This window comes from Halorientalis sp. IM1011 (assembly GCF_001989615.1).
Classification (GTDB): domain Archaea; phylum Halobacteriota; class Halobacteria; order Halobacteriales; family Haloarculaceae; genus Halorientalis.
Map to the genome: position 1 here is coordinate 755,960 of NZ_CP019067.1, position 26,053 is coordinate 782,012.

28 protein-coding genes are annotated in these 26,053 nt (G+C 67.1%); 14 read left to right on the forward strand and 14 right to left on the reverse strand.

Annotation, left to right across the window (positions count from 1 at the left end; all coding sequences use genetic code 11):
- Positions 1-92: 92 nt before the first annotated feature.
- Positions 93-1,478, reverse strand: coding sequence for a D-aminoacyl-tRNA deacylase (locus BV210_RS03855; RefSeq protein WP_077205366.1), 1,386 nt, complete (start codon positions 1,476-1,478; stop codon positions 93-95).
- Positions 1,478-2,836, reverse strand: coding sequence for a sodium:calcium antiporter (locus BV210_RS03860; RefSeq protein WP_077207961.1), 1,359 nt, complete (start codon positions 2,834-2,836; stop codon positions 1,478-1,480). Before BV210_RS03860 ends, BV210_RS03855 begins: the two co-directional genes overlap by 1 nt.
- Before the next feature lie 176 nt (positions 2,837-3,012).
- Between BV210_RS03860 and BV210_RS03865 the strand changes: the two genes are divergently transcribed.
- The 5 genes from BV210_RS03865 to BV210_RS03885 are packed head-to-tail and all read left to right on the forward strand — an operon-like array spanning position 3,013 to position 7,667.
- Positions 3,013-3,810, forward strand: coding sequence for a shikimate dehydrogenase (locus tag BV210_RS03865; protein ID WP_077205367.1), 798 nt, complete (start codon positions 3,013-3,015; stop codon positions 3,808-3,810).
- A 25-nt stretch (positions 3,811-3,835) separates the two neighbouring features.
- Entirely contained in the window at positions 3,836-4,537 is a 702-nt protein-coding gene (locus BV210_RS03870) for a helix-hairpin-helix domain-containing protein (RefSeq protein WP_077205368.1), read from the forward strand.
- Between the two features lie 42 nt (positions 4,538-4,579).
- Entirely contained in the window at positions 4,580-6,151 is a 1,572-nt protein-coding gene (pabB, locus tag BV210_RS03875; RefSeq protein WP_077205369.1) for an aminodeoxychorismate synthase, component I, read from the forward strand.
- Positions 6,148-6,807: an aminodeoxychorismate/anthranilate synthase component II gene (locus BV210_RS03880; protein ID WP_077205370.1), complete on the forward strand. Its 660-nt coding sequence runs from the start codon at positions 6,148-6,150 to the stop codon at positions 6,805-6,807. Before pabB ends, BV210_RS03880 begins: the two co-directional genes overlap by 4 nt.
- The gene (locus BV210_RS03885) at positions 6,783-7,667 is read left to right on the forward strand and encodes an aminotransferase class IV (RefSeq protein WP_077205371.1); all 885 of its coding nucleotides are present in this window, start codon (positions 6,783-6,785) and stop codon (positions 7,665-7,667) included. Before BV210_RS03880 ends, BV210_RS03885 begins: the two co-directional genes overlap by 25 nt.
- A 1-nt stretch (position 7,668) precedes the next feature.
- Here BV210_RS03885 and BV210_RS19685 read toward each other — a convergent pair whose 3' ends face one another.
- Positions 7,669-7,830 carry a hypothetical protein gene (locus BV210_RS19685; protein WP_157525792.1) on the reverse strand — a complete coding sequence of 54 codons (162 nt, stop codon included), beginning with the start codon at positions 7,828-7,830 and terminating at the stop codon, positions 7,669-7,671.
- A gap of 37 nt (positions 7,831-7,867) precedes the next feature.
- Complete coding sequence (locus tag BV210_RS03890) at positions 7,868-8,920, reverse strand: trans-acting enoyl reductase family protein (RefSeq protein ID WP_077205372.1); 1,053 nt, start codon at positions 8,918-8,920, stop codon at positions 7,868-7,870.
- A 116-nt stretch (positions 8,921-9,036) separates the two neighbouring features.
- On the opposite strand from BV210_RS03890, the gene BV210_RS03895 reads away from it, so the two are divergent.
- A complete protein-coding gene (locus BV210_RS03895; protein ID WP_077205373.1) occupies positions 9,037-9,531 on the forward strand; it encodes a Rieske 2Fe-2S domain-containing protein in 495 nt (164 codons plus the stop codon).
- On the opposite strand, the gene BV210_RS03900 is transcribed toward BV210_RS03895, so the two are convergent.
- Together BV210_RS03900 and BV210_RS03905 are read right to left on the reverse strand one after the other, a co-directional pair.
- Positions 9,519-10,016 carry a hypothetical protein gene (locus BV210_RS03900; protein ID WP_077205374.1) on the reverse strand — a complete coding sequence of 166 codons (498 nt, stop codon included), beginning with the start codon at positions 10,014-10,016 and terminating at the stop codon, positions 9,519-9,521. The two genes, BV210_RS03895 and BV210_RS03900, sit on opposite strands and share 13 nt — an antisense overlap.
- A gap of 62 nt (positions 10,017-10,078) precedes the next feature.
- Positions 10,079-10,375 carry a transcriptional regulator gene (locus BV210_RS03905; protein ID WP_077205375.1) on the reverse strand — a complete coding sequence of 99 codons (297 nt, stop codon included), beginning with the start codon at positions 10,373-10,375 and terminating at the stop codon, positions 10,079-10,081.
- Positions 10,376-10,495: 120 nt separating this feature from the next.
- On the opposite strand from BV210_RS03905, the gene BV210_RS03910 reads away from it, so the two are divergent.
- Positions 10,496-11,461 carry a sugar phosphate nucleotidyltransferase gene (locus BV210_RS03910; protein ID WP_077205376.1) on the forward strand — a complete coding sequence of 322 codons (966 nt, stop codon included), beginning with the start codon at positions 10,496-10,498 and terminating at the stop codon, positions 11,459-11,461.
- A gap of 15 nt (positions 11,462-11,476) precedes the next feature.
- On the opposite strand, the gene BV210_RS03915 is transcribed toward BV210_RS03910, so the two are convergent.
- The 5 genes from BV210_RS03915 to BV210_RS03935 all read right to left on the reverse strand — a co-directional run bounded on the left by BV210_RS03915 (position 11,477) and on the right by BV210_RS03935 (position 17,587).
- Positions 11,477-12,199: a diphthine--ammonia ligase gene (locus tag BV210_RS03915; protein ID WP_077205377.1), complete on the reverse strand. Its 723-nt coding sequence runs from the start codon at positions 12,197-12,199 to the stop codon at positions 11,477-11,479.
- Positions 12,200-12,244: 45 nt separating this feature from the next.
- On the reverse strand, positions 12,245-13,375 hold the full coding sequence (locus BV210_RS03920) for a DUF373 family protein (protein WP_077207962.1): 1,131 nt from the start codon (positions 13,373-13,375) through the stop codon (positions 12,245-12,247).
- A gap of 46 nt (positions 13,376-13,421) precedes the next feature.
- Positions 13,422-14,423: a signal peptide peptidase SppA gene (sppA, locus tag BV210_RS03925; protein ID WP_077205378.1), complete on the reverse strand. Its 1,002-nt coding sequence runs from the start codon at positions 14,421-14,423 to the stop codon at positions 13,422-13,424.
- Between the two features lie 170 nt (positions 14,424-14,593).
- Positions 14,594-15,484 (reverse strand): coiled-coil protein, encoded by an 891-nt coding sequence (locus tag BV210_RS03930; RefSeq protein ID WP_077205379.1) that lies wholly within the window; start codon positions 15,482-15,484, stop codon positions 14,594-14,596.
- 249 nt (positions 15,485-15,733) lie between these two features.
- The gene (locus tag BV210_RS03935; RefSeq protein WP_077205380.1) at positions 15,734-17,587 is read right to left on the reverse strand and encodes a hydrolase; all 1,854 of its coding nucleotides are present in this window, start codon (positions 17,585-17,587) and stop codon (positions 15,734-15,736) included.
- Between the two features lie 134 nt (positions 17,588-17,721).
- Here BV210_RS03935 and BV210_RS20155 point away from each other — a divergent pair, with 134 nt between their 5' ends.
- The 5 genes from BV210_RS20155 (at position 17,722) to BV210_RS03955 (ending at position 20,363) form a co-directional block, all read left to right on the forward strand.
- Positions 17,722-17,886: a hypothetical protein gene (locus BV210_RS20155; protein ID WP_172824870.1), complete on the forward strand. Its 165-nt coding sequence runs from the start codon at positions 17,722-17,724 to the stop codon at positions 17,884-17,886.
- A 21-nt stretch (positions 17,887-17,907) separates the two neighbouring features.
- Entirely contained in the window at positions 17,908-18,321 is a 414-nt protein-coding gene (locus tag BV210_RS03940; protein ID WP_077205381.1) for a DUF371 domain-containing protein, read from the forward strand.
- A gap of 72 nt (positions 18,322-18,393) precedes the next feature.
- Positions 18,394-18,861 carry a hypothetical protein gene (locus tag BV210_RS03945; RefSeq protein ID WP_077205382.1) on the forward strand — a complete coding sequence of 156 codons (468 nt, stop codon included), beginning with the start codon at positions 18,394-18,396 and terminating at the stop codon, positions 18,859-18,861.
- Positions 18,862-18,902: 41 nt separating this feature from the next.
- Positions 18,903-19,778, forward strand: coding sequence for an endonuclease III (gene nth, locus BV210_RS03950; protein ID WP_077205383.1), 876 nt, complete (start codon positions 18,903-18,905; stop codon positions 19,776-19,778).
- A gap of 234 nt (positions 19,779-20,012) precedes the next feature.
- Positions 20,013-20,363 (forward strand): cupin domain-containing protein, encoded by a 351-nt coding sequence (locus tag BV210_RS03955; RefSeq protein WP_077205384.1) that lies wholly within the window; start codon positions 20,013-20,015, stop codon positions 20,361-20,363.
- Here the strand turns inward: BV210_RS03955 and BV210_RS03960 are convergent.
- Positions 20,360-22,285, reverse strand: a complete 1,926-nt coding sequence (locus BV210_RS03960; protein ID WP_077205385.1) for a beta-CASP ribonuclease aCPSF1 — start codon at positions 22,283-22,285, stop codon at positions 20,360-20,362. The two genes, BV210_RS03955 and BV210_RS03960, sit on opposite strands and share 4 nt — an antisense overlap.
- A 264-nt stretch (positions 22,286-22,549) precedes the next feature.
- Between BV210_RS03960 and BV210_RS03965 the strand changes: the two genes are divergently transcribed.
- Entirely contained in the window at positions 22,550-23,032 is a 483-nt protein-coding gene (locus BV210_RS03965; RefSeq protein WP_077205386.1) for a hypothetical protein, read from the forward strand.
- Between the two features lie 245 nt (positions 23,033-23,277).
- On the opposite strand, the gene BV210_RS03970 is transcribed toward BV210_RS03965, so the two are convergent.
- On the reverse strand, positions 23,278-23,997 hold the full coding sequence (locus tag BV210_RS03970) for a DICT sensory domain-containing protein (RefSeq protein ID WP_077205387.1): 720 nt from the start codon (positions 23,995-23,997) through the stop codon (positions 23,278-23,280).
- Positions 23,994-24,389, reverse strand: coding sequence for a transcriptional regulator (locus tag BV210_RS03975; RefSeq protein ID WP_157525794.1), 396 nt, complete (start codon positions 24,387-24,389; stop codon positions 23,994-23,996). Before BV210_RS03975 ends, BV210_RS03970 begins: the two co-directional genes overlap by 4 nt.
- 116 nt (positions 24,390-24,505) lie before the next feature.
- Between BV210_RS03975 and proS the strand changes: the two genes are divergently transcribed.
- On the forward strand, positions 24,506-25,957 hold the full coding sequence (gene proS, locus BV210_RS03980) for a proline--tRNA ligase (RefSeq protein ID WP_077205389.1): 1,452 nt from the start codon (positions 24,506-24,508) through the stop codon (positions 25,955-25,957).
- Positions 25,958-26,053: the final 96 nt, after the last annotated feature.

Below are 26,053 nucleotides of genomic sequence, written 5' to 3' on the forward strand. Positions count from 1 at the left end.
AAAGGGGAAATTGCAGAGCAGGATTAATTATCTTTCCCCTACTGTCAGACTACCGTCATACATTGAGTGCCCGAAGTTAAGGGGAAATTAAACTACAGGGGGAACCGGTCTTCCCGTTCCGACCGGACCTGCTCGGGTGGAATCGTCCGGCCGTTCACCTCGACGGGTTCGCCCGCGGACAGGCGACCGAACTTCGGTCCTTCGGAGACGCCGAGGGTCTTCGCCTTCTCCGGGTCGAACGCCTCTTGCCGGGCGACGACGGCGTCCTCGCGGCGCTCGACCGCGTCGTACTCGACCCGGAGTAGGTCCACGATACCGTCGATAATCGCCGTATAATCTCCACGGGAAGCGACGGCCGCGCGGCCCGCGACCCGGTTCCCGTTCTCCTCGGTTTCGAAGACCAGCGCGCGGGCGGCGACGAGTTCGCGTGTGCGGTCCTGATCGATTCCCTGTGCTCGGTCGAGCAAGTCCGCGGGGAGCGAGACGGTCTCGAACTCGGCGTCGGACGCGGCTTCCCGGGCCGGTTCCCCGAACCGTAGACCGTCCACGACGGGGACGAGCGCGTCTTCGAGTCGGCCCGCGAGCGCGAGCGGAACGTCCGTGACTTCCCGGAGCCAGGTCTCGCCGACCACGCGGTACCCCAGCCCTTCGATCACGGAGACGAGGTCGGGGCGGGTGCCCTCGACGACGGCGTGGTCGGCCGCGCTCGCCTCGAAGGCACGATCGACGAGGGCTCGATTCTCGGCGGGATCGCCCATGGCGTCCAGTCCCCAGTCCGCGGCGAGGTGGCCGACGCCCCAGTCGGTCTCCCGGGTGATCCGCGTGAATCGCGGGGCGTAGTGGCCACCGCCGAACCCGACGAGGTGCCGGCGGGTGGTCTCGCCATCGGCGGCGCTCTCCTCCGGGCCCGCGTCGGCAGCCACGGGTTCCGGGTCGGCGTCGGCCGCGACCCCGCGGAGGTCGAGGATCGCTCGTGCGACCGCCTCGGCGGCCGCCGGATCCGCCCACTGTGGGTCGCCGCTGCCGACCTCGACGAACATCGAGGGGACGCCCACGTCGGTCGGGCCGTGGTGGGTACACTCCATGCCGACCTCGTAGTCCTCGGGCGCGTGGGTTTCGAGTGCGTCGAGGACGCGGCTGTGAGCGTGCGGGCAGGCCCGCGCGAGGGCGTCGTCCTCGCCGCCGTGTTCGGCCGGCCCGAAGTTGCCCGTGTGGTGGGCCGTGAGCAGCGGCCCCGTCTCGCCGCTGTGTCGCGAGGCGAACACGAGCAGGTCGAGGTCCGCGGCGAAGGCCTCGGCGGCGTCGTCGAGTTCGAGGTGCCAGCCCTCGAACTCGCGGAGTTCCGCGCCATCGGTCCGGTAGGCCGCGGCTGCAGCACTGTCGCCGGTGTCGATCCGTTCCCAGTCGGCCAGGTCGTGTAGTCGCTCGCCGACGTGTTCGGACGCTCGGTCGGCACGTGAGACGACGATTCCGAGCATCAGTCGGCCCCCTCGACGTGGATCGGATCGCGACCGACCGCGGTCCGGACGGCGTCACCCGCGAGGCCGAACAGTCGCCGGAGTGCATCCCGGCGTTTGACGAACAGTGCCGTGCCGAGCACGAGGTAGACCGCGGTGTAGGCGAACAGCAACTCCTCGCTCGTGATCGGCAGTTCGAGCAGGCCCCGGATGATCGCGAACTCGATCAGCACCTGCGAGATGAACAGGGCGAACAGAACGACTGCCTCCCGGATCGAGATCTCGAAGTTGACCAGCAGCGCCAGCGCGAAGTAGGACTGGCCGGCGGTGATCCAGATCTCGGCGGCCTGCCGGGCGTCGAACGGGAGCGTCCCGACCGCGCCAAGCGCGATGGAGTAGACGACCGCGATGGTTCCGATCAACAGCGTCCACTGATTGAGCTTCGAGGAGATGAGGGCGTTGAACCCCGCCGTCGAGCGGGCCTTGTTGACGAGAACGGCGACGACGATGAGTTCGGGGGACTCGCTGGCCAGGGGCGCGACCCACTGGATCATGAAGAACTCGGGGATCCCGTTCTGGATGCCGATCACCTCCAGCCCGTGGGCGAACGGTTCGACCGCGACGAAGATCATCGCCCCGGAGTAGACGAAGAGGGCGATCACGGTCAACGGGCGCCACGGGAGCGACCACCCCTGGAGGTAGGCCGGGACGCCGACGGTGTGTTCGCTGTGTTCCACGTCGGATTTGAGCACCAGCCCGATGTAGGCCGCGTAGAGCCCGACGAGAAACAGGGTGTCGATAATGTCGATGCCGCCGCCGAGCGGCACCGCGAACGCCCACGCGGTCGCCAGGAAGAGGAACGTCATCTCCGTGGCGATGTCCTCGTCGAGCTGGACGGAATCGCTGAGCCAGCCCTCGCGGTTCCGGACGGCCGGATCCCGCGTCTCGAACGACCGCCAGACGGTGAACGCGGCGATGCCGGCCCATCCGATGCCGATGAGGATGCGGTTGGCACCGGTCATGTTGGCGATGGCGAGGTTGGCGTCGTGACAGGCGGCGGCGATCGGCGTCTCCTGGGCGGCCACCTGCGCGGGACTGAGCGCCGAACAGGCTTCGGCCGTCGCGCCGCCAGCGCCTGCGTTCCAGGCGTACAGCGCGTCGACTGCGTATTCGGGCGCGACCGCAAGCACCGCGAGGACGGCGATGGCGAACGCGCGCGGCACGTCTTTCTCGGCCGTCTCGGCACCCCAGGCGAGCAGGAACGACGCGCCGAGGATCGCCACCCCGCTGAGCGCGACCTCCGCGACGATTCCGAGGTGAGCCCCGGTGAGGAAGACCGTGACCCACGGTGCCGTCAGCGCGACCGCGATAGCGACCATGACGAGCGGATGGCGGAGTCGAGTCACTACCAGCCCGCAACGGACACCGGCAGGAAAAGTTTGCCACTTCGACCCCGCCGCTTTCGAGGGGAACGGGCCGGTGAGACTGCGAACGTCCCGGCCGGCGACCGACCGGGAGCGGTGCGGTTATTGGGGTCCCCCGACTGGCCCCCGGTATGGACGTATACGGACTGATCGGGAACCCGGTGGGGCACTCGCTGTCACCGCCGATGCACGAGGCGGCCTACGAGGACCTGGGGATCGACGCCCGCTACGTCACCTTCGAACCCGACGAGGACGCCGGTGCGGCGGCCGTCGAGTCGGCCGCGACGCTCGGCGTGTCGGGACTGAACGTCACCATCCCGTTCAAGCAGGACGTGCTGGACGCCGTCGAGCCCGCACCGCTGGCCGAGCGCATCGGCGCGGTCAACACCGTCGACTTCACGACCGACCCGCCGACCGGCTACAACACCGACGCCGTCGGCGCGACCCGGGCGCTCCGGTCCCACGACGTGGCGCTCACGGGCAACGCGGTCGTCGTCGGAGCCGGGGGCGCGGGCCGGGCGGTCGCGTTCGGCCTCGCCGACGAGGGCATGACCGTCGACATCGCCAACCGCACCGAGTCCAAAGCCCGGGAACTTGCCGCCGAGGTGCCCGACGCGACGGGCCACGGCCTCGACGCGCTCGACGAACTCGTCCCGGAGGCCGACGTACTCGTCAACTGCACGAGCGTCGGGATGAAGGAGGACCGTTCGCCGGTCCCGGCCGACGTGCTGCATTCCGACCTCGGGGTGTTAGACGCCGTCTACGACCCCATCGAGACGCGCCTCCTCCGGGACGCGGCCGAGACGGGCGCGACGACGGTCGACGGCGCGTGGATGCTCCTCTACCAGGGTGTCGAGGCCGTCGAGCGATGGACCGACAGGGACGCACCTGTCGAAAAAATGAACGCGGTTTTGCGGGAGCGTCTTTAAGTAGGCGGGTTAACTATATCCGACCATGGGGCTGTTCAAGATACTGAAGTCGGTCATCGGACTCGGCAGTTCCGGTTCTCGCTCGCCGTCCGGAACAGCCGAGCCCGGTCGCGAAAACGTCGACGTATCGGTCGAACACGAACCCGACACCGCGTCCGAGGACGCGGTCAAGGGCACCGGTGACGAACCGACCGCCGACACGGAAGCCGCATCGACCCCGGCCGCCGAACCCGACACGGCCGGTGAACCCGCCACGGAGACCGTGAGCGAGGACGCGACGGAACCCGAAATCGAGGCCGACGAAGCCGAAACCGAGGTTGAGGTGGAGGTCGAGGACACCGAAGACGAGGAACCCGCAGCGACCGAACCGGAGGCCGAGACCGAGGACGCCGAACCCGGTGAAGTCGAAGCTGAAGACACCGAGGCCGAAGTGGGCGACGAGGAAGCGGACGACGGGGCCGAGGCGGCGGAAGAGGCCGAAGCGGAAGCGGCCGACACCGGCGACGCGGACGCCGACGAGCCGGAAATCGCGGTCGAGAACGCCGACGCCGCGACGGACACGATCAAGGGCATCGGCGCGTCCTACGCGGAGACGCTCGCCGACGCGGGAGTCGAGACCGTCGGTGACCTCGCGGCGGCCGACGCCGAGGAGATCGCCGGACAGACCGACATCTCGGAGAAGCGCGTGGGCCGCTGGATCGCCCGCGCTCGCGGCGAAGACGAGTAGAACCGCAAAACGGTTACTCCTGTATCCGCTCTCTTCTGGTAGATGACGACGCCGACGGTCGTGACCGACGGGACCACCTTCCGGAGCGTCGCCGACGGCGTCGCCCCCGGAACCCGCGTCCCCGTCGAGGTCAGGGTCACGGTCCAGGACCCCTTCACGGCCTACCGGCGTGCCAGACCGACCGGCGGGACGAACGACGACGGAACCGCCGATGGCGATTCTCCCCACGGCGTCTACCTCGAAACCACGGGCGGCCAGTCCGGCTGGGGCTACTTCGGCGTCGACCCGGTCGACTGGGTCACGGTCGGCCCCGAGGCGGGGAACGCCCTGGCGGCGCTTGGCGACCGACTGGCCGACGAGTCGCTGGCGCGGGGCGAGTGCGACGTACCCTACCCCTGCGGCGCGGTCGGCTGGCTCTCCTACGACCTGGCGCGGGACCTCGAATCCCTGCCCGGCGACGCCGCACGCGACCGCGACCTCCCCCGGGTGCAGGTCGCCCTGTACGACCGACTGGCCGCCTGGGAGGAACCCCGAGACGAGGAGACGACGCTCAGGGTCACCACCTGTCCGCGAGTCGACCCCGACGGCGACCGGGGGCGACCGGTCGCGGCGGCCTACGACCACGGACTCGAACGGGCGCGGGACCTGATCGAACGGGCGACGGGAGGGGATCCGGCGGTCGGGCCGCCGCCGGTCGACGCCGACACTGCCCGGTTCGAGAGCGACTGCGGCCGGGCGGCCTTCGCTGACCGCGTGCGCCGGGTCGAGGAGTACGTCCGGGACGGCGACACCTTCCAGACGAACGTCTCCCAGCGGCTGACGGCCCCGGCGGCGGTCCACCCGGTCGAGGCCTTCGACGCGCTCCGGCGGGTCAACCCCGCGCCCTACTCCGCCTTGGTGGAGTTCCCCGGCGTCGACCTGGTGAGCGCCAGCCCGGAACTCCTGCTGGAGCGGGACGGCGACGAACTGGTGACCGAACCCATCGCAGGCACCCGTCCGCGGGGCGAGACCGAGGCCGAGGACGACGATCTGGAGCGGGACCTCCGGACCGACGAGAAGGAACGCGCGGAACACGCGATGCTGGTCGATCTGGAGCGCAACGACCTCGGGAAGGTCAGCGAGTACGGCAGCGTCGAGGTGACCGACTACCGCCGGGTCGACCGCTACAGCGAGGTGATGCACCTCGTCTCGGAGGTCCGCGGTCGCCTGCGCGACGGGGCTGACCTGACCGACGCCATCGCAGCGGTGTTCCCCGGCGGGACGATCACGGGGGCACCGAAGCCCCGGACGATGGAGATTATCGACGAGGTGGAGGCCACCCGCCGCGGCCCCTACACCGGCAGTATCGGGATCTTCGGGTTCGACGGGCGGGCGACCCTGAACATCGTCATCCGGACGCTGGTGCGCTACGGCTCGGAGTACCACCTCCGGGTCGGCGCGGGGATCGTCCACGACTCGGTTCCCGACCGGGAGTACGAGGAGACGCTGGACAAGGCCCGGGCGCTGGTGACGGCGGTCGACGAGGCGCTGGGTCGGCGCGGTGACCTCGCGGTCGAAGCCGCGAGCGACGGCGGCGAGGCAGGTAGCAAGGATGGCGACGGGGGGCAATCGTGAAAGTGCTCGTGATCGACAACTACGACTCCTTTGCCTACAACCTCGTCCAGTACGTCGGGGAGATCGTCACCGATCCCTCGTGGGGAATCGTCGACGACCCCGACAGGGGCGAGGTGATCGTCCGCCGCAACGACCGTATTTCCGTCGAGGGTATCAGAGACGTGGACCCCGACGGCATCGTCGTCTCGCCCGGTCCCGGTATCCCCGAGGACGCGGGCGTCTCGGTGCCGATCTTTTCGGACCTCGCGTATCCGACGCTCGGCGTCTGTCTCGGCCACCAGGCGCTCTGTTCGGCCAACGGTGCGCCGGTCGGCCACGCCGAGGCGGTCGTCCACGGCAAGCCCTCGACGGTCGAACACGACGGCCGTGGGCTGTTCGCCGACCTCCCCGACCGCTTCGAGGTGGGGCGGTACCACTCGCTGGCCGTCGAGCACGCGGATCTACCCGACGAGCTCGACGAGACGGCCTGGACCGTCGACGGAGGGGGCGAGGCGGCGACCGACGACCCCGGGGACCCGCGGGTCGTCATGGGTGTGCGCCACCGGGAACGGCCCCACTACGGCGTGCAGTTCCACCCGGAAAGTATCCTGACCGACGCCGGCAAGCGACTGATCGCGGCTTTCTGTGACCGATGTCAGCATACACCTACCACGTAGACAGCGAACTGGTACCGGCCGACGAGGCGACCGTCAGCGTCCGCGACCGCGGGTTCATGTACGGCGACGCGGCCTTCGAGACCCTGCGGGCTTACGGCGGGACGGTCTTCGAGTGGACGGCACACGAGACACGACTCCGAAACACCTGCGAGTTGCTGGGCTTCGCCGACGCCGTGCCCGACGATCTCCGCGAACGTGTCCAGGCCACCCTCGACGCGAACGACCTCGACGACGCCTACGTCCGGCTGTCGGTCTCCCGGGGCGTCCAGCCCGGGAAACTGACGCCCGACCCCGACGTGGACCCGACGGTCGTGGTGATCGTCAAGGACCTCCCGCGGGGCGGCGTCGAGGGGACGACACCGTGGGACGACCCGGCGGTCGTCCAGACGGTCAAGACCCGGCGGACGCCCGACGCGGCGACCCCCGCGGCCGCGAAGACCCACAACTACCTCAACGGCATCAGGGCGCGACTCGAACTCCGGCGGGCCGAGACCGACGCGTTCCGCGCCGACGAAGCCCTCCTCCGGACGACCGACGACGCCGTCGCCGAGGGCGCGACGAGCAACGTCTGCTTCGTCGACGGCGGCGTCCTCAAGACCCCGAGCGAGGACTGCGACATCCTCCCCGGCGTGACCCGGGAGGTGGTGCTGGACCTGGCTCGCGAGGAGGAGTTCCCGGTCGAACCCGGCCGCTACGAGGTCGGCGACATCCGAGACGCCGACGAGGCCTTCCTGACGAACACGACGTGGGAGATCAGACCGATCGAGAGCGTCGACGGCATCGAGATCGGGACCGGCCCGATGACGAAACTTCTCGGGCGCTTGTTCGACGAACGAGTCGAGCGACGGCACTACGAGTGAGTCACGACCCGCCGAAGGTCGCGCCCTCCAGCACCGTCTCGACGAGCAACAGAACGTAGACCGCCCCCGCGACGGCCAGCGCAGCCGGCCAGTCGAACCCGAGCGGCAGGTAGACCAGCGCGCCCGCGAACGCAGCGGCGAGGCCGCCGAGCACGAGCGCCACCCCGGTTTTCGCCCGACGGTCGAGGTCGATAGCTATCCTACACCACGTCCTCGCGTTCGACGCCCGGCAGGTCGAGGACGAGATCCGGCCCGTAGGCACCGGCGGGCGTCTGGTAGCCGACCGGCGCGTCCCCGTCGAGGACGCGCTCGGCGATCTCCAGCGACGACTCGACGGTCAGCCTGTAGGTCTCGGGCGTCTCCAGTCGGGCGACCGCCCGGCCGCCGTCTTCGTCGGTCACTTCGCCCCAGACGTACCCCCGACCGCGCTCTCGTGTGCGCTCGCCGGGTCCGGTCACCGCCGCGTCGATGACGTTGCTGAGCGTCGACTTGACGGGGCCGATGTCGAGCAGCGGTGCGACGGGTCGGGTCCCGCGCATCGCCCAGATGGCCGGCTCCGGCGCGGCCATGTACACCTCGATGTTGGGGATGCCGGTCGTGTGGTACCCCGTCACCACGTCGCCCCAGGGGATGGTGACGGCCGAGCGCTCGCCCGACCCGAAGTCGATCTTTCTGGTTCGGTAGGCGGCAGGTACCGCTTCCAGCAGACCGTCCCGGCGGACGTAGCCCCCGTCGCCCGCGTAGTTCAGCATCGTCTTCATGGTCCCCGGCGAGATGTCGGCCAACCCTTTGAACGCCAGTGCGAGGTGGGTCGCGTCGGGGAGTCGGTCCGCGAGGTGGGCGGCCAGACAGTCCGTCGGCACCACGTCGAAGCCGACGCCGGACATGAGCATGACGCCGGCCTCCTCGGCCCCTTCGTCGTACCCCGCGACGGCTTCGAACACGTCGATCTCGCCGGTGATGTCCAGATAGTGCGTCCCGGACTCGATGGCGGCCTCGACCATCGGTTCGTACGTCTCGACGAACGGCCCGGCGCAGTTGAGGACGACGTCGACTTCGTCGAGCGCGTCGAGGACTGCGTCGTGGTCGTCCAGATCGAACGCGGCCGTCTCGCAGTCCAGTTCGGCGGCCTGCTCGGAGAGTTTCCGCTCGTTTCGGCCGGCCAGAATCGGGTCGAGCCCACGCTCGACGGCTTCCTCGGCGATCAGTTCCCCCGTGTACCCGTAGGATCCGTAGATCAGCAGTTCGGCCATACCGTGCCGTCGCGGGCGTATCCCGTTAAGGTAGCGCCCCAGATGTCGCGGTCGGTTTAAATCCGCGTTTCGCGACGAACCGAGGCGTTGAAACCCGGGACCGTCGAAGCCCGGGTATGGACGAGGACAGTCGCGTCGCGGCCCTCGACGACGTTCCCACGGACTCTACCTACCTCTTCAGAGTCCGGAACCGCGAGACCGACGAGGAGAAGGAAGCGATCCTCGTTCGGGTCGTGGACGGCGAGGGTGATCAGCAGAAGCCAACGGAACGGACGGGCGAGGGCGACAGTGGCGAGGACGACCCGGAGGTCGGCGAAATCGCCTGCTGGCTCAACTACTGCCAGCACTTCACGCACATCAAACTCGACAAGGGCTCGGGCGCGCCGATGCGGGACGGCGAAGTGATCTGTGCCAACCACGGCGCGTACTTCGAGACCGGGTCGGGACGCTGTACCTACGGCCCCTGCGAGGGGGCGTACCTCCAGCCCGTCGAGATCGACGTCGCCGACGGCGGTGTCTACCTGACCGACGAGGACTACGCGTTCGTCGGCGTCGGCCCCGGCGAGGCGGACGACCTCGATCTCTCCTCGAAGTCCAACTACGAGTTCTGACCGGGTGGCCGGCGCTGGCTCGTCCGGAGACCGCGCGTGGTCCCGACGAGGACCATCAGGGCCCCGACGAAGGATAGCAGTACGGTTCCAAGCAGCGTGACCAGCGAGTTCCCGAAGGTGACACCGGCCGCCAGCAGCGACGGCAGGCCGACGACGAAAAAGGCACCCAGGAGGACGGAGATCCGCTGTGCTCGTGTGAACGGCTGTTCCCTGAGGAATCGTCGGTTCGAGCGCCCGGGGACCGCCAGTCCCGCAGCGGTGATCGTCAGTCCGCCGACGATGCCGAGGAGGGACCTGATCAGGGAATCCATGCCCCAGCCGGGAACGGAGCCGCGCTGGCTCGGCACCTCCGGTCCCTGCTGGCCCCCCTCGAGCAGGCCGGTCAACAGCTGGGGAAACGCGAGCGTCACGATACCGGCCAGCAACACCGCGATCCCCCCCGCCACCAGTGCCGTCCGCAGGACGGCGCCCACTGTTCCGCGCACGTTCCCCCCGTCTTCGAGGACCGACCTATAATTTGCTACTTTCAGGTGAGGTGTCGCCGTCGTTACTCGATGCGGAAGGCCGGTTCCTCGACGTCCTCGCTTTTGCACTCCGGACACCGGCCGGGCCGGTTCAGCAGGTCGTCGAAGTCGTCGAACCCACAGTCCCCGCATGTCGGCGGGGCGACCAGCAGTTCCTCCTCGGTGTGTTCCAGTGAGTGAGCGATGTGTTCGACGTGACTGATCGCCGCGTTCGCGTCGATTTCGAACTCGCGGGCGATGGCCGCGGCGGACAACGCCTCCTCGCGAAGTCGATCGGCCACGCGCTGGCGGGTCGTCTCGCCCGTGTTCGCCTCGCGCATGCCGGTCGTTTGTCGGGGATTCCCATACCTCTTCTGGACGGCGCAATTGATCCTCGAACGGACCGTTCGGATCGCACGGGGTCCAAAAAGAACTTAGCCCCGTAGGGTGACGCTCCGGACATGGACGCAGTGGTTCTCGCCGGGGGCTATGCGACGCGGCTATGGCCGGTCACGAAACACCGGCCGAAGATGCTGCTCCCGGTAGGGGAGACGACAGTCATCGATCGCATCCTCACGGAGCTGGAGACCGACGACCGCATCGAGACCGTCTACGTCAGCACGAACGAGCGATTCGGGCCGGACTTCGAGGCCCACGTCGAGGAAGCGGGCTACGAGAAACCGCAGCTCTCCATCGAGGAGACGACCGAGGAAGACGAGAAGTTCGGCGTCGTCGGCGCGCTGGCCCAGCTCGTCGAGCGCGAGGGCGTCGACGACGACCTGCTCGTCATCGCCGGCGACAACCTGATGGGTTTTGCCGTCTCGGACTTTCTCGACTACTTCGAGGAGAAGGGCGCGCCGACGCTGGCTGCCTACGACGTGGGGACCCGCGAGAAGGCCAAATCCTACGGCCTCGTCGAACTGGAGGGCGAGCGGGTCGTCGACTTCCAGGAGAAGCCTGACTCCCCCAACAGCACACTGGTCTCGATCGCCTGCTACGCGTTCCCGGCCGAGAGCATCCGCTTCTCGGAGTACCTCGACGGCGACAACAACCCCGACGAGCCGGGCTGGTTCATCCAGTGGCTCCAGTCCCGCGAGGACACCTACGCCTTCGCCTTCGACGACGCCTGGTACGACATCGGCACGCCCGAGAGCTACCTCGAAGCCGTCGCCTGGGAACTCGACGGCGGACAGCTCGTCGCCGAGAGCGCCACCGTCGAAGGCTCCGAGATCGGCGAGAACGTCCACATCCTCCCGGGAGCCGACGTGATCGACTCGACGGTCGAGTCCTCGGTCGTCTTCCCCGAAGCCACCATCGAGGACTGCGAGATCAGAGACTCCATCATCGACAAGGAGACCCACGTCGAGAACCTCGACCTCGCGGGCGCGCTGATCGGCGCACACACCCAGATCACGAACGGCAACTGACTCCGCTCCCTCTTGTTACTGCAGCCAGGCGTCTTCGATCTCGATATATCCGCGTGACCCCTCCCAGACCGTGTCGTACTCCAGTCGGATCGGGCGGTCCATGTGTGGTCCGTCGGTCACCAGCGTCTCGAACTCGCCGCCCTCACCGAGCACGTGGACGCCGTACTCCTCGTTGAGCGCTTCGAGGTCGGCGAGGGCACCACGGTCCAGCGTCCGCCCGAGCCAGGACTCGTCCAGGCCGTACGCGGCCACCTGGATGATCCGGATCTCGAAGCCGGCGTCGAGCATCGCGTCGGCGAGTTCGCGGGGGTCCTCCTGCCAGAGCGGGGCGAACAGGTCGGCGTCGAGCCGGTCGGCCATCGCCTCGATGCGGCTGGTCTGGTACTCGCTCTCGACAGCGCCCGCGATCAGACCGGCGATTCCGCCGTCCAGTTCCGCGTCGAGTTCCTGAAGGGCGGCTTCGAGTGGTTCCAGTTCCGTATCCCCCTGTGCTCCGGAGTCGGTCGCCGCGGCCGCCTCGAAGTCGTCGGGTTCGACGTCGACCAGTGGTATACCGACGCTCTCGGCGGCCAGTTCCGCGAGTTCCGTGGCCGGGACGTGGTACATGTAGGAGTCACCGTCGGGGTGGACGGTGACGAGGCGTTCGACCGGTAATCCGGCTTCGAGCGCGCGGTACAGCGCCCACGAGGAGTCTTTCCCGCCCGAGAAGAGACTGACCCACCCGCCGTCGTCTTCCATGTGTCCGGGTTGTCGGTGAGCGTGTAAATCCACACCGGTCCGCGGTCACTGCTGTTCGGCGAGTTCCTCTTCGAGGTCGGCCTCGTTGAAGTACGACGAGAAGCGGACGCCGACCAGCGAGACGAAGATTCCAGCGAGGATGAACAGCAACAGCCTGATCCGCGGTGCGAGCGTCATCCCGTGGATCACGACGGCGCCGAAGTCCATCGCTGGCACCGAAAACGAGGCGAACACGCCCGCACTTTCGAGGAAGAACGCAGAGAACCCGCGCACGACGAGTCCGACCGCGACCGCGCCGAAGGGCAGGTTGACGTAGGCGCTGCGTACCCGGTCGTCGCGGATGATTTCGTCGAGCAAGCGGCCGGTGGAGCCGGCGAAAGCCGCCGCGGTCAGCCACGGGACCGCGTCGAAGGCAAAGCGCATCGCGAGGATGAAGGGCGCGTCGTTGCCCGTATTCGACACGCCGATGGCGCCGAAGAACACGCCGATCAGCGCCAGTCCCACGGCCACGACGTAGGTGACCAGCGACACCCGGCCCGAATAGAGCGCGTTCTGGATCTGCCCGGGCAGCGACGCCAGCACGGAGTCGACGCCAAGCCCCTTGTAGAGGAAGAACACGCCGATGACGGCGGCGATGGCACCGGCCGCGACCGCCGGACTGTCCGCGAGCGTCATCAGCGCTGGAAACGCCAGTAAGGCGACACCCACGGGAACGAGGATCGTCTTCCGGAGTTCCTCGTCGGCGAGGAACTGCTTGAGCAGGTAGTAGGTCGACTCGATGTCGCGGGCCTGGCGGACGACGACTCGGTCCACCGCGTCCACGCGCACGCGACTCTCGACGATTGGGACCAGCCGCTCGTCCTCGGCGCTGTCGACGACGACGACCGCCGATTCGAGGTCGTACTCGGCAGTGAGTTGCTCGGTCTGGCGCGCGACCGCGCGGTCGGCCGAGACGGAGTCGCCGGCCGCCGAGAGGACTGCGACGACCACGTCCTCGCCGTCGTCGCGCAGGTCCCGCGTGACCCGCAACGCCTCCAGCACGCAGTTGACGCGGCTGTCCTCTGGATCGGCGACGCCGAGATCAGTCACGAGCGACTGGACAGCTTCCCAGCCCACGACCGGCGGTTCGGCAGTGAGGTTCCCCGTCCGGTCGATACACGCCACCAACGTGGTCACGACCGACTGTTGGTACGCCATCGGATAAAAAACATTGCAGGCCGATTCAGAGTCGGAAGTCGAACCCGTCGGTGTCGTCGAACACGCTCGCTATCCCGGCACCGAACGCGTAGGCGACCGACGCCGCCCCACCACCGATGCGGTCGCGGAGGCCCCGTGACGGCTCGAACTCCCGGACGCTGACCGGTTTCCCCAGCTGGGCCTCCAGCCGATCCTCGACGTCCTCGCGCGTCCCGATCTCGTCGACCAGCCCGATGTCGTGGGCCTCCCCGCCGAGGTAGATCCGGGCTTCCGTCTCCCGGACGCGTTCGGGGTCCATGCCCCGTCCCTCGGCGACGGTGTCGACGAAGTCGTCGTAATAGTCGTCGACGATCCCCTGGAGGTACTCGCGTTCGTCCTCCGAGAGGTCCTTCAGCGGGAGGCCCGCGTCCTTGTACTCGCCGGCGGTGAACTGCTCGTAGCTCACCCCGAGTTCGTCGGCCAGATCGCTTACGTTGACCCGCGACCCGATGACGCCGATGGAACCGACGATGCTCCCGCGGCGCGCCCACAGTTCGTCACAGCCGCTGGCGATGTCGTAGCCCCCGCTCGCGCACACGTCGGTCGCGTAGGCGACGGTGGGGCCGTCGAACCGCTCGGCGGCCAGCCGGATGTCCTCGCTGGGGACGATCTCGCCCCCCGGCGTGTTGAGTTTCACCAGCAGGGCCTCGGCCGCCCCGTCGTCGGCCTGCTCTATCTGCTCGACGATCGCGTCCGCGTCGGCCCCGGTCGGCCGGGACACGACGCCACCGTCGGCGGATCTCGTGATCGGTCCCTCGACCGCGACCTCCGCGACGTTGTATCCCGGGAGGAGTGTGCTCGAAACGGAGCTCCCGGCACGGAGTGCGACCGGCACCAGCAATCCGACCAGCACGATCCCGAGCAACGTCGTCAGGTCCTGCGGATAGACGACCAGCAACAACCATGCCAGTGCCACGATCGCGATCACACAGACGAGCGCGACGACGCCGCGACCCAGCGCCTGCAGCCGTCTTTGTCCACCACTCATGGCAGGCTCTCGGGACCCGACGACAGTAAAACTATCAGCCTGGGGCCGACGGCGGTCGGCGTATTTCGCCCCTCGACCGGGACTGTGACGCCTCACACGAGTTCGTCAGACTCGAACGGGTCTGAGCGTCGCCACTGGCCGGCGGGAACGGAAAGAGAATATCGCGTCGTCTAGAGCAGCCCCGTCTTCTGGAGCTTCATCAGGTCCTCGGTCTCGAGGGTTTCGCCTTCCTTGAACTTCTGATAGATCTCTTCTGCCTCCTCGCGCGCGGCTTCCTGCTCTTCCTCGCGCTTGCTGCGTTCCTCTTCTTCCTCCTTCTTGTCGAGTTCGCGCAGGCGCTTCTGGACGCGCACGAAGTCCTCGTGGTGCTGGTCGGCCGCCTCCTGGGCCTCCACGAACTTCTCGTGCATCTCGTCGGCTTCGTCACGGATCTCGTCGGCCTCGCGGTAGGCCTCGATCATCTGGTTGTGATGTTTCTGGGCCTCGTCCGCGAGTTCCGTGACCTTCTGGTGGTGCTGGGACGCCTCCGAGCGGATCTCTTCGGCTTCCTCCTTGATCTCCTCGACGTCACCGGTCTGATCGAGCTTCTCCTGTTTCTCCTGGAGCTGCTCGCGTTTGTCCTCGATCTTCTCGATCAGTTCCCGTTCTTCTTCCGGGTTGAGGACTTCCGTCTGCTGTTTGAACTCCAGATCCTCGATCTCCTCTTTGAGCTGCTCGATCGAGGTCCCCTCGTCGAGTTCGAGGTCGGACTTCATCTCCTCGACCTGGTCGAACAGCTCGTTGGCCTCGGCGTTGAGCTCGTTGCGCTTTTCCTTGTGCTCTTGCACGTCGGAGTTGAGCTCGTCGCGTTTCTCGCGGTGTTCCTGAGCCTCGTCGACCTTCTCGCGCGTCTTCGCGTTGAGGTCGTCCCGCTTCGAGGCCCGCTCGGATGCGAGCTGGTTCAGATCGTTTCGTCGGTCTCGGAGCTGACCGGCGAGCTTGATCAGTTCACCTTTTGATTTGTTTTCGATATCGTCGTCTGTTACTTCGATGTTTTCGGATTCGTCGATTGACTCTGCCATGTTTTACACCTCTATGCCATTACCGCTCCAGCACGCGACAGTTGGGACTGCGTGGCGGCAGCCAGCACCTGATAAGTAGGGTTCCCTGTCATTCTACGGGCATTCGCACGATACTGCCGGAACGCTGGAGGCGTTCTGGTGACTCATACTACTGGCGAAGGCAATTTAAATATTCCGGTCGCTAACCCCCGTGAAAACAGCTACCAAGGGCCCGACGGGAGTGTGGTACTCCATCGCACTGGCCGGCAGTCACCCCTCGAACTGATAGGTGTTTTCGACGACCCGGTCCGGAAGCAACAGTGTGATACTGACCCCCTCGGCGTCGGTCGGAATCGAGACGGTTCCGGGCGTCGCCGTGTCTCGTGCATCGACGCTGACATCGATCTCGCCGCCGTCGTCGCCGGCCGACCACTCGACGGTCCCCGACGCCTGCTCCGGCCCGTCGTTGAGGAGCGTCAGCGGCGTCGTCGCGCCGGGAGCCGGATCGACCAGCGTCGCCTGAACGGGTTCGTAAGCCTCGCGCAGGGCCTCGAACCCGGATTTGGGCTCGCCGTCGCGTTCGAGGACGCCCATCCCGGCCGCGGCCGGATCCCGGAGCGTATGCGCGGCGAACAGCGACGCGTCGCGTCGCCGGAGTTCTTCCGCGACCCGCTTGAGGACGCGGGCCTGATACGCCTGTGACGCATCGGTCCCGCCGTCGACGTGGGCGTCGTGTTTCGCCCGGTCGAACCCCGGAACGTCCTCCTCGGGCACGACCGCCCCGAACGCGCCGGCCCCGAACTCGCCGATCACGTCGCCGACCTCGAACGTGTCCAGCAGCCACGCTGCGTCGTCGGCGTCGCCGTAGTCCCAGCCCGGATAGATCGTCGGCGCGTCGGCTCCACTGCCCAGCGCACCCACCACGGGGAACACCAGTCGATCCTCGGGGAACCCAGCGGCGACCGACTTTGCCGGCCCGCGGTCGTAGCCGGCCCGCCAGGCGCGCCAGCGCAGTCGCAAGCGGTCGAGCGTCCCCGATCCCAGCGGACTCGAAACGAGGTCGAGCGGGTCGTCGTGGACGCTGTAGGCGAACAGCGACGGGTGCCGTCCGTAGGTCCGGTCGAGTGCAGCCGCCAGTTCGCGGCCGCGCTCGGCGTCGAACTCGCCGGGCCCGGTCAGCGGGAGGTCCTGCCAGACCAGCAGCCCGGCCTCGTTGCAGGCCTCGTAGACCGCCGGATCGGGCGCGTGGGCGTGCATGCGGACGAACGTCGCGTTGGCTTCGACCGCCCGGTCGATGTCGTCTGGTGTCGCCGAGAGGAGGGTGACCCCACGTCCCGGCACGCGTTCGCCGTTGACGACCAGTCCGTCGGCGTCACGGTCCATCGAGCAGAGTCCGGTCACGACCGACCGGGTCGCGTCATTGATTTTCGCCCGGACGGCGTAGCGGTGCTGCGGGCCGAGTCCGTCGGGCCACCACAGCGACGGGTCACGGACGTCGATGGTGTGTTCGACCACGGCCCGCTCGCCGGCCTCGGCCTCGACGGCCGCCCTGTCCATCATGCCCCGGCTCTGGAACTCGCCCTCCGGACGGAGGGAGAAGGTGACGCGGTCGTCGATGTCGGTGTCCGTCTCGACGACGGCCCGAACGTCGATCTCGGCGTTCCCGTCGACCAGCCGCGGGTGGACGTCCAGATCGTAGATGTACGTGCCGGGGTGGGTCTCGACGGACGCGTCCCACCAGATTCCCGGGACGCTGTCGCCCTCCGGGAAGAGATCGGTGTCGTGGACGCCGCCGAACCGGTCCTCGGGCGGCCGGCACTCGACGATCAGTTCGTTCTGGGCTTCGGGTTCGAAGGAGTGGCGGAATGGACGGAAGTACGCGTCGTGTTCGCCGACGAGGTCGCCGTTGAGCCAGATTCGCGCGTGGGCGTACAGTCCCCGAAGTTCGACGACGGCGCGGTCCTCGTCGCCCGACCGCGGGTCGTCGAACACGGAGCGGTACGCGGCGGCCTCGGCGTCGGCGAACACGTCCGGCCGACCCGGTATCTCCACCGGTGTCCACACGTCCGGTTCGGGTTTGCCCGTGCCCGGCTCGACCGACGTCCCAGTCCACTCGCCCAGCATATACTGTCCGGGCGTCCGCCTGTGCCATATCCTTTACGCGACATTCGACCCTCGAAGGGGGGCGCAGTCGATTACTTTCACTTTCACTCCGCGGACGGCTCGGTTTGATACGTGATCCTCCCCTCTGTGCTGACATGATCGAAGAACTGTCCTGTACCTGTCGCGGCTGTGACCGGGAACTCCGTGACGAGTCGCTCCGACTCACCTACCGGACCGATGGCGGCGAGCGCCGCGCCTACGAGTGTGCCTGCGGTGCCGTGACGATCACCGTCGCGCGCCGAAACGACCCGCTGAAGTGAACTGAGCGTTTCCGCCCGGCCATGGAAGAAGTCATTCGCGCACGCGGCCACGAGAACGTCTCGGCCGAGCACGCGAGTACCTTCGAGGTCACGAGCGACGACTACCTCACCCCCGCCGGGGACTGCATCCTCGGCATCGAGGCCAATCGCGTCCCCGCGGACTTCGACCCCGACTTCGTCGCCGCCTGCCAGTCGGCCGACGCGACGATCACCGTCACGCTGGAAGCCAGTGGCCACACCGAGACCGTCACCGGGCGCGGCCACCCCGACCTGTCCTTCGAGAACGAGCGTAGCGCTGTCGGCCGCACGAGCGACTACGTGGACGATCGCACCATCCTCGTCGACGCCGACGCAGCCGCGGGGGATCTGGGCCGGGATCTCGTGGCGGCACTCGCCGACGGTGCCGAACTGACGGTGACGATCTCCGTCGAGTGACCGGCTCGAATCGCGTTACAGCCGGGCCCGAAATGTAAAATCACTTCAATACGTTGGTCGGGTACTACCGATATGGCAGGACAACAGGCACAGGGACAGCCCGGTGGGGTACAGACCCGCGGACCGATCACGCCGGAACGTGCCGGCAAGATCGCGCTCGCGGCGGCAGGCGTCGTCTTCGTGGGGAGTGTCGTCTACAGCGTGTTCAGCATTAGTCTGCAGGGTGGCTCGATCGATTTCGCCGACCTCCTCGTCAACCACCTGTATGGCATCCCCTACCAGGCTGCGATGATCGGGGCAGTCCTCTGGGCCGTGGCGACACAGGGAAGTAAGGACGCGCTGCTCAAGGGAAGCGCCGTCGTCTACGCGGGCGATCTGCTGAACAGCATCATCGTGGCGACGACGAACGAACTCGTCGAGACGAATCTGGGAACGCTTCTCGGCCCCGGCCAGAGCATCCTCTTTTTCGTCGGCTTCGTGATGGCAATCCGGCTCTACCACGGCAAGAACATCCTCCCCGGCGTCGGCGTCCGTCTCTGAGGATCCGGTGAGCCTTTCGAGGCTCGGTCGCTAGCGCGGGTATGTCCGACGACCCCGAACCGGCCGAGAACATCAGCGGCGGGACCGCCGGTGGCGGCTACGCCGACACCTTCGACGCCGACACGCCGGCGACCCGCGCCGAGGCCGTCGTCGACAGTCTCGGCGACCTGTACTGGCAGAAGTCCTACGGCGGTCGGAACGCCTTCGAGTGTCTCGTCCGCACCATCCTCAGCCAGAACACCAGCGACGTGGCCAGCCAACCGGCCCACGACGCCCTGATGGACCGATACGCGGAGGCACGAAGCGCCTCGAACGGCGCGAGCGGTGAGCGAAGCGAACCACGATCGGGGGGCGCAGGTGACCTCGCCGAAGCTCTCGCAGCGGCCGATCAGGTCGAACTCGCCGAGACGATCAGTTCCGCCGGCCTCTACAACCAGAAGTCCGAGCGGATTATCGACATCGCCGACCGCATCGTCACGGAGTACGGCGGCGAAGACGAATTCGACGCGTTCGTCCGCGAGGACGACCCCGGGGCGGTCCGGGACGCCCTGCTGGAGATGACCGGCGTCGGTCCCAAGACCGCCGACTGCGTGTTGCTGTTCGCCGGTGGTCGCGACGGCGTCTTCCCCGTCGACACGCACGTCCACCGCATCACGCGCCGGCTCGGGCTGGCACCACCCGACGCCGACCACGAGGGGGTCCGCGAGCACCTCGAACGCGACGTACCGGGTGAGAAGTGCGGGTTCGGCCACACTGCGATGATCCAGTTCGGGCGCGAGTACTGTTCGGCCCGCACCCCCGCCTGTCTGGACGACCCCGATGCCTGTCCGATGGCCGATCTCTGCGATCAGGTCGGGGTCGACCCGGAGACGGGCGAGGTCACCGATCCCGCCGATGTCGGGATCGCCGACGACTGAGCGGAAAACGATGTGACCGTCATCCCGACGGATTGAGGCGAGCAGGCGACACGGGGGGTATCCGGCGGAGCGGCGTGTCGCACACCCGCCCAGTGCGCTCCGCGGCCGCGGTCAGGTCACGGGCGGGACTGGTCGCGGTTCTGGATATAAACCTACGGCCGGAGTGACGGAGGGTCCGTCGCTTGTCCACATCGGTGGCGAAGATTGAAACGCGTTCTCCGCCAGGATAGGACCGTGAAACGACCGGAACCCTCCGAATGGAAAGCACGGGACAGCTACCGGAAGCAGATTTTGGCGACGGAAGACGAGATCGGCTCCGAGGGGAACCTGCTACAGGTGGTCGAGGTACCGCCCGGCGAACACGTCGAACCGCACTTCCACCGGGAGACACGGGAAGTGTTCTACGTCCAGCAGGCCGGCGGGCGGTTCGTGATCGACGGGACCGAGGTGACACCGGCGGCTGGCGAGGTCGTGGTCTGCGAACCGGGTGACGTTCACGAGGTGTACAACGAGTCCGACGAACCGTTTCGTATCCTCGTGTTCAAGGCCGATCTGGCCGAGGACGATACGGTTTGGGAGGACTAGAGGAACCGGAAGGTCTCCAGATTCTTGGGCGCGAACGTCCGCATGTTGTACTCGTGGTACAGCGCCGACGAGAGGTCCTGCGTCGAGGACTCGTCGCCGTGGACACAGAGCACTTTCTCCGGGCGGGGGTTCATCGTCTTCACGAAGTTCTCCAGGCCCTGTCGGTCGGCGTGGCCGGAGAACCCGTCGACGGTCTCGACGTTACAGTTCAGGGTCAGCGAGTCCGAGCGACCGCGGCCGCGACTGCTGCCGATCGGAACCTGGTCCTGGCCTCGCTGGATGCTCCGGCCAAGGGTCCCCTGTGCCTGGTAGCCGACGAAGGTCAGCGTCGTATCCTGGTCCGGTCCGAGGTGTTCGAGCCACGACATGATCGGGCCACCCGTGACCATCCCCGACGTCGAGAGGATGATCGCGGGGCCGCCGTCGGCGACCTCCTGGCGCTCCTCCTCGCCGCCGTCGATGTGGTTGAACTGGTCGGCCAGGAAGGGGTTCTCGTCGTCGTGGAAGATCCGGTCGCGCAGGTCGTCGCGCAGGTACTCCGGATAGGTCGTGTGGATCGCCGTGGCCTCCCAGATCATCCCGTCCAGATGCACGGGCATCTCCGGAATGTCGCCGCTGCGCATCGCCTGTTCGATGACGAGCATCATCTCCTGGGAGCGGCCCACAGCGAACGCGGGGATCAGAATCTTCCCACCCTGGTCGTAGGTTTCGTTGATGACTTCCTTGAGCCTGCGTTCCGAATCCTCCTGATCGGTCTGGTAGTCGTTGCGACCGCCGTAGGTGGATTCGAGGACGAGCGTCTCCACGCGGGGGAACTCGTTGACCGCGCCGTTGAACAGGCGGGTGTCCTCGTAGTGGATGTCACCGGAGAAGGCGACGTTGTAGAGGCCGTCGCCGATGTGGAAGTGGGCGATCGAGGAGCCGAGAATGTGGCCCGCGTTGTGGAGGGTGAGCTTGATGTCCGGCGAGATGTCGGTCACGTCACCGTACTCCAGCGGGATGCAGTGTTTGATCGCCTCCCGGACCATCTCCGAGTCGTACGGCGGGGCACGGCCCTCCTTGGCCGCCACGTCGAGATAGTCCAGCGTGAGCAGGCCCATCAGGTCCCGCGTGGGCTCCGTGCAGTAGATCGGCCCGTCGTAGCCGTACTTGAAGAGAAGCGGGATGAACGCGGAGTGGTCGAGGTGGGCGTGGGTCAGGACGACGGCGTCGATCGAGTTCGCGCCCGACCCGAGGGCCTCCGGCACCTGCAGGTAGGGCACTTCGTCCTCGGCCCCGGGCTTGTCACCGCAGTCGACCAGAACGCGGGTCTCGGGCGTCGAGACGATGAAAGAAGCACGCCCGACCTCGCGGCAACATCCGAGGGTAGTGATGCGCACCCACTCGTCGTCGGACATCTCCTCGCGGTGGATCTGCCGGCCGATCCGTTCGAGGATGTCCCGGCGCTCGTCGCGTTCCTGTTTGAGGAAGTTACGGACGTTCGAGACCGTCGAGGACTCGATGGGCGGCGTCCGGACGACCTCGGGGGTCCAGCCGACCTTCTGGGTGATCTCACGCAGCGTCGAGCCGTGTCGCCCGATCACCATCCCGGGCTTTTCGGCCTCGATGACGACCTCGCCGGTGTCGGCGTGGAAGTCCAGATCCGTGATGCCAGCCTCCTCGGGCGTGACCTCCATGATCTGTTCGCGGGCCTTGTCCGGCACGGACAGCACGTCGGGGTCCGGCCGAACGGTGATGCGTTTGCGCAACTGGCTCGCCAGCTGGCGGATGAGATCGCCGTTCTGGGCGAACTTCTTGGGGTCGCGCGTGTACACGACCAGTTCCGGTCCCTCGTACTGGACGTCCGAGATGGAGATGTCCTCGGGAACTTCGCTGACGATCTCTGCTTTCAACTCGTCTAACTGATTTTCTACCGTACTCATAGCTCGAAAATGGCCAAAAAGCGGTCCTGTGTCCGAACGGAACACCGCCGGCGGTCGATGGGGATGGCCCCCACCGGCCCCCGAACGGCGGGACACAGGCTGTCTCCTGTAAGGGTCATAGTGTCGTTTGTGTGATCCGCGATAAGCGGTCCGAACTCGTCGCTGCAGGATGAGTCCGGAAAACCGGCCTGTATTCGCCTCTATTGCCCCTACATTATAAAAGCCTTCGCAAAACAGTAGGTATTTCACCACGAAATCGACACCATGCACGTCTCACCTGCCGTCGTCGCAGCCGAACACGAGTGGGTCCGCGAGCGCGCGCCGACCGTCGTCGCGCTGATCGACACCGTCCGGACCGAACTGGGAGAGCAGTTCGGGACCGACGTGGCAACGGTCACGGTCGAGCAGTACCACGAGGCCGTCGATACCGTCTTCGCCGACGGCGACCTCGCGGTCAACGTCACCGCGCTGGTCCGCCTGCTCCGGAATCTCGACGTTGACGGCGACTATCCCGGGTTCGTCGTCGACGAACTGCTCGGCCGGGAACTGGCCGGGATGCTCGCCGGCACCCAGCCGCTCCGCATGCTCGGGGAGGCGACCTTTCACTACGCGGACGTGTTGACCCACGGCGACGCCGACGAGTCGGCCGGCGCGGACGACCTGGACGCCGCGCTGGCCGCCGGCTTCCAGACGCGACTCCCGGGCTGGGAGTGGACCGAAACCGCGAGTCCGTTCGATAGCGACTGAGCGACGGCTTCGTGACAGACAGAAACCGGAGAACGGCGAGCGCGTGTCGGTGCCACCCTCGGGACCCCACCCCGTCAGTCCCCTGTACCCCCCAAGGTACCGTCGGAGGACCGTACCACGGGCCCAGCCCCGATGGCCCCCCAGCCATCGGGCTATACGGTGACACACGCTTTCCAGGGGTGTACCCTTCGCCGGATATAGAGGGTCATTTATAAATTATCGTCGACAACCGGCCACGGCCCCAGCTAACCCTCGACGTGCGCGGCCCGGAGATGCGTCACCAGTCGCTCGACACGGTCGGGGTCGTACGTCCAGAAGCCGCCGTACGTGTCGGGTTCGCGTTCCCGGGCGATCAGCGCACAGGCCTGGGACTGTGTATCGGGACAGAATCCCACGAACCAGAACCGCCCGAGTTCACCGTCGGACTCGGTGTGTTCCGTGACGCCGGGAATCGGCGCTGCGTCCCACCGGCCGTCGAAGTAGACGTGCACGTCGAGATCGCTCTTCGCGAGACGTTCGTAAACGGATCGCTGAGCGGCCAGCGCCTCGGGTCGCTGGAAGCCGGCGTGGAGTTCTCCCCGACCGTGTCGCCAGGCCCGATCTTCGATCTCCCGGGTCGCCGCCAGCAGTTGCCGGCGCTCGAATGACTGAAAGAGCGTGTCGTCGAGCAGTTCCAGCAGCGGTTCGAGCGAGCCGGTCTGGGGGGTCTCGGCGTCGAGAACGCCGGCTGTCGGCTCGAACAGTGTCGCGACCGCTTCGAGGGGAACGGAGCCGAGAAATCGGTCACCCTGCCGGACCGTAACGAACCCGTCGGCGGACCCGTCCGGGAGTCGATCGAACCGCACGTCGACGTGCCACTCCGAGAGGCGGTCGGCGAGGTCTGACGGTGGGTCGGCGGCGTAGACGGTCACGGTCCGCCGTCCGGCCGACAGGTCGTCGACGAACGCCCGGAGCGACTCGGTCATCCGTCGATCAGGTCGCGGAGCGACTCGGGCCGTTCTCCGCGGGCCTGGGCCTCGACCCGGAAGGTCAGGTCGAGACACTCGTCCACCCAACTGGGATACGCCCCGAGCGAGACGACTCCAGTGTCTGCGTCGTGTTCGACGAGGCCACAGTCGAGGAGTTTCGGGAGGTGGATGTGTCGCAGCGCGATCTGCGTCTGTTCGTGAGCCAGTCGGTCGGCATCGACACCCTGGACCGAGGCCAGCCAGCCGGCCAACACGTCGGTCAGTTCGGTCCGGGTCGCGGACCCGTGTTCCCGGAGGTAGTAGAGCAGAAACCGCCGATAGTAGTTCGCGAGCGCCTCCAGTCGACCGTCGACCGCAGGGGGTGTGGCAGGCATGGTATTCGCTCCCATGGCCATATCTGTATCGCAGGTTGGTTTATGTATTTTGGCGGCGTAAATAGAGTTACTCCGGGGAACGTGTGGGGCGGACACGGCGGGTTTATTACGCCCGTGTCGGACTATCCTGTATGAGCGATTCGCAGGAGCTCGGTATCACCGAGAGCAAGGAACACGCCACCGGCGAGTGGTACGCCGAAGTGATCCAGAAGGCCAAGCTCGCCGACTACGCGCCGATGGGCGGGTTCATCGTGACGCGCCCGCGCGGGTACGCACTGTGGGAACGCCTCCAGAACCACCTCGATTCGTGGTTCAAAGACACGGGCGTCACCAACGCCTACTTCCCGATGTTCATCCCCGAGTCCTACCTGGAGAAGGAGAAAGACATCGTAGAAGGGTTCGACCCCGAGGTGGCGTGGGTGACCCACGGCGGCTACGACGAACTCGAAGAGCGACTGGCCGTGCGACCTACGAGCGAGTCCATCATCACCCCCTTCCTCGCGCAGTGGACCCGGAGCCACCGCGACCTCCCCCACCGGATCAACCAGTGGTGTTCCGTGGTTCGCTGGGAGGCCACCGAGACCAAGCCCTTCTTCCGCACCAAGGAGTTCCTCTGGCAGGAGGGTCATACCGCCCACGCCGAGGAAGACGAGGCGTGGGACGAGGCGATGACCCGCCTCGACCAGTACGAGAGACTCTACGAGGACGTGCTCGGCATTCCGGTCCTCCGCGGTCGCAAGCCCGACCACGACAAGTTCCCCGGGGCCGACACCACGACGACCGTCGAGGCGCTGATGCCCGACGGGAAGTCCGTCCAGGGCGCGACCTCCCACTATCTCGGCCAGTCGTTCGCCGAGGCCTACGACGTGACCTACGTCGACGAGAACGAGGACGAACAGACCGCCCACACCACCTCGTGGGGACTGTCCTGGCGCTCGCTCGGCGCGCTGGTGATGACCCACTCCGACGATCAGGGACTCGTCCTCCCGCCCGCCTTGGCGCCCGAGCAGGTCGTGATCGTCCCGATCTGGCAGGAAGACACCAAAGAGGACGTACAGGAGTACGCCGAGGACCTGGCGCTGGACCTCGACGACCGGTTCCGCGTCCACCTCGACGATCGCGACCAGCGCAACCCCGGGTTCAAGTTCAACGAGTGGGAGCTCAAGGGCGTCCCGCTGCGGATCGAGGTCGGGCCCAACGAGGTCGACGACGAGGAAGTCACCCTCGTCCACCGACCCGACGGCGAGACCGAGACCGTCGACCGCGACGGGCTGGCCGACGCCGTCGACGACCACCTCGACACCGTCTTCGCGAAACTGAAGGCCGACGCCGAGGAGAACCTCGAAGCGAACGTCCGCGAGGCCCACAGCCGCGAGGACATTCTGGGGACCATCGGCCAGCACGGCGGCTACGTCAAGGCACCGTGGTGTGGCGACGAGGACTGTGAGGACCCGATCAAGGAGGCCATCGCCGCCGAGATCGTGATGGTCCCGATGGACCCCGAAGAAGACCCCATCGGCGACGACTGCGCGATCTGTGGCGAGGACGCGACCGAAACCGCCTACTTCGCGAAGAGTTACTGACCACCGCCGGCAGAAGGCGGAGTTTTTCGCCGCTAGATCACCGGTTCTTGGCCTGTGACGGTAGCACACGGCGACCAGTCGGACGAAAAGCAGTTT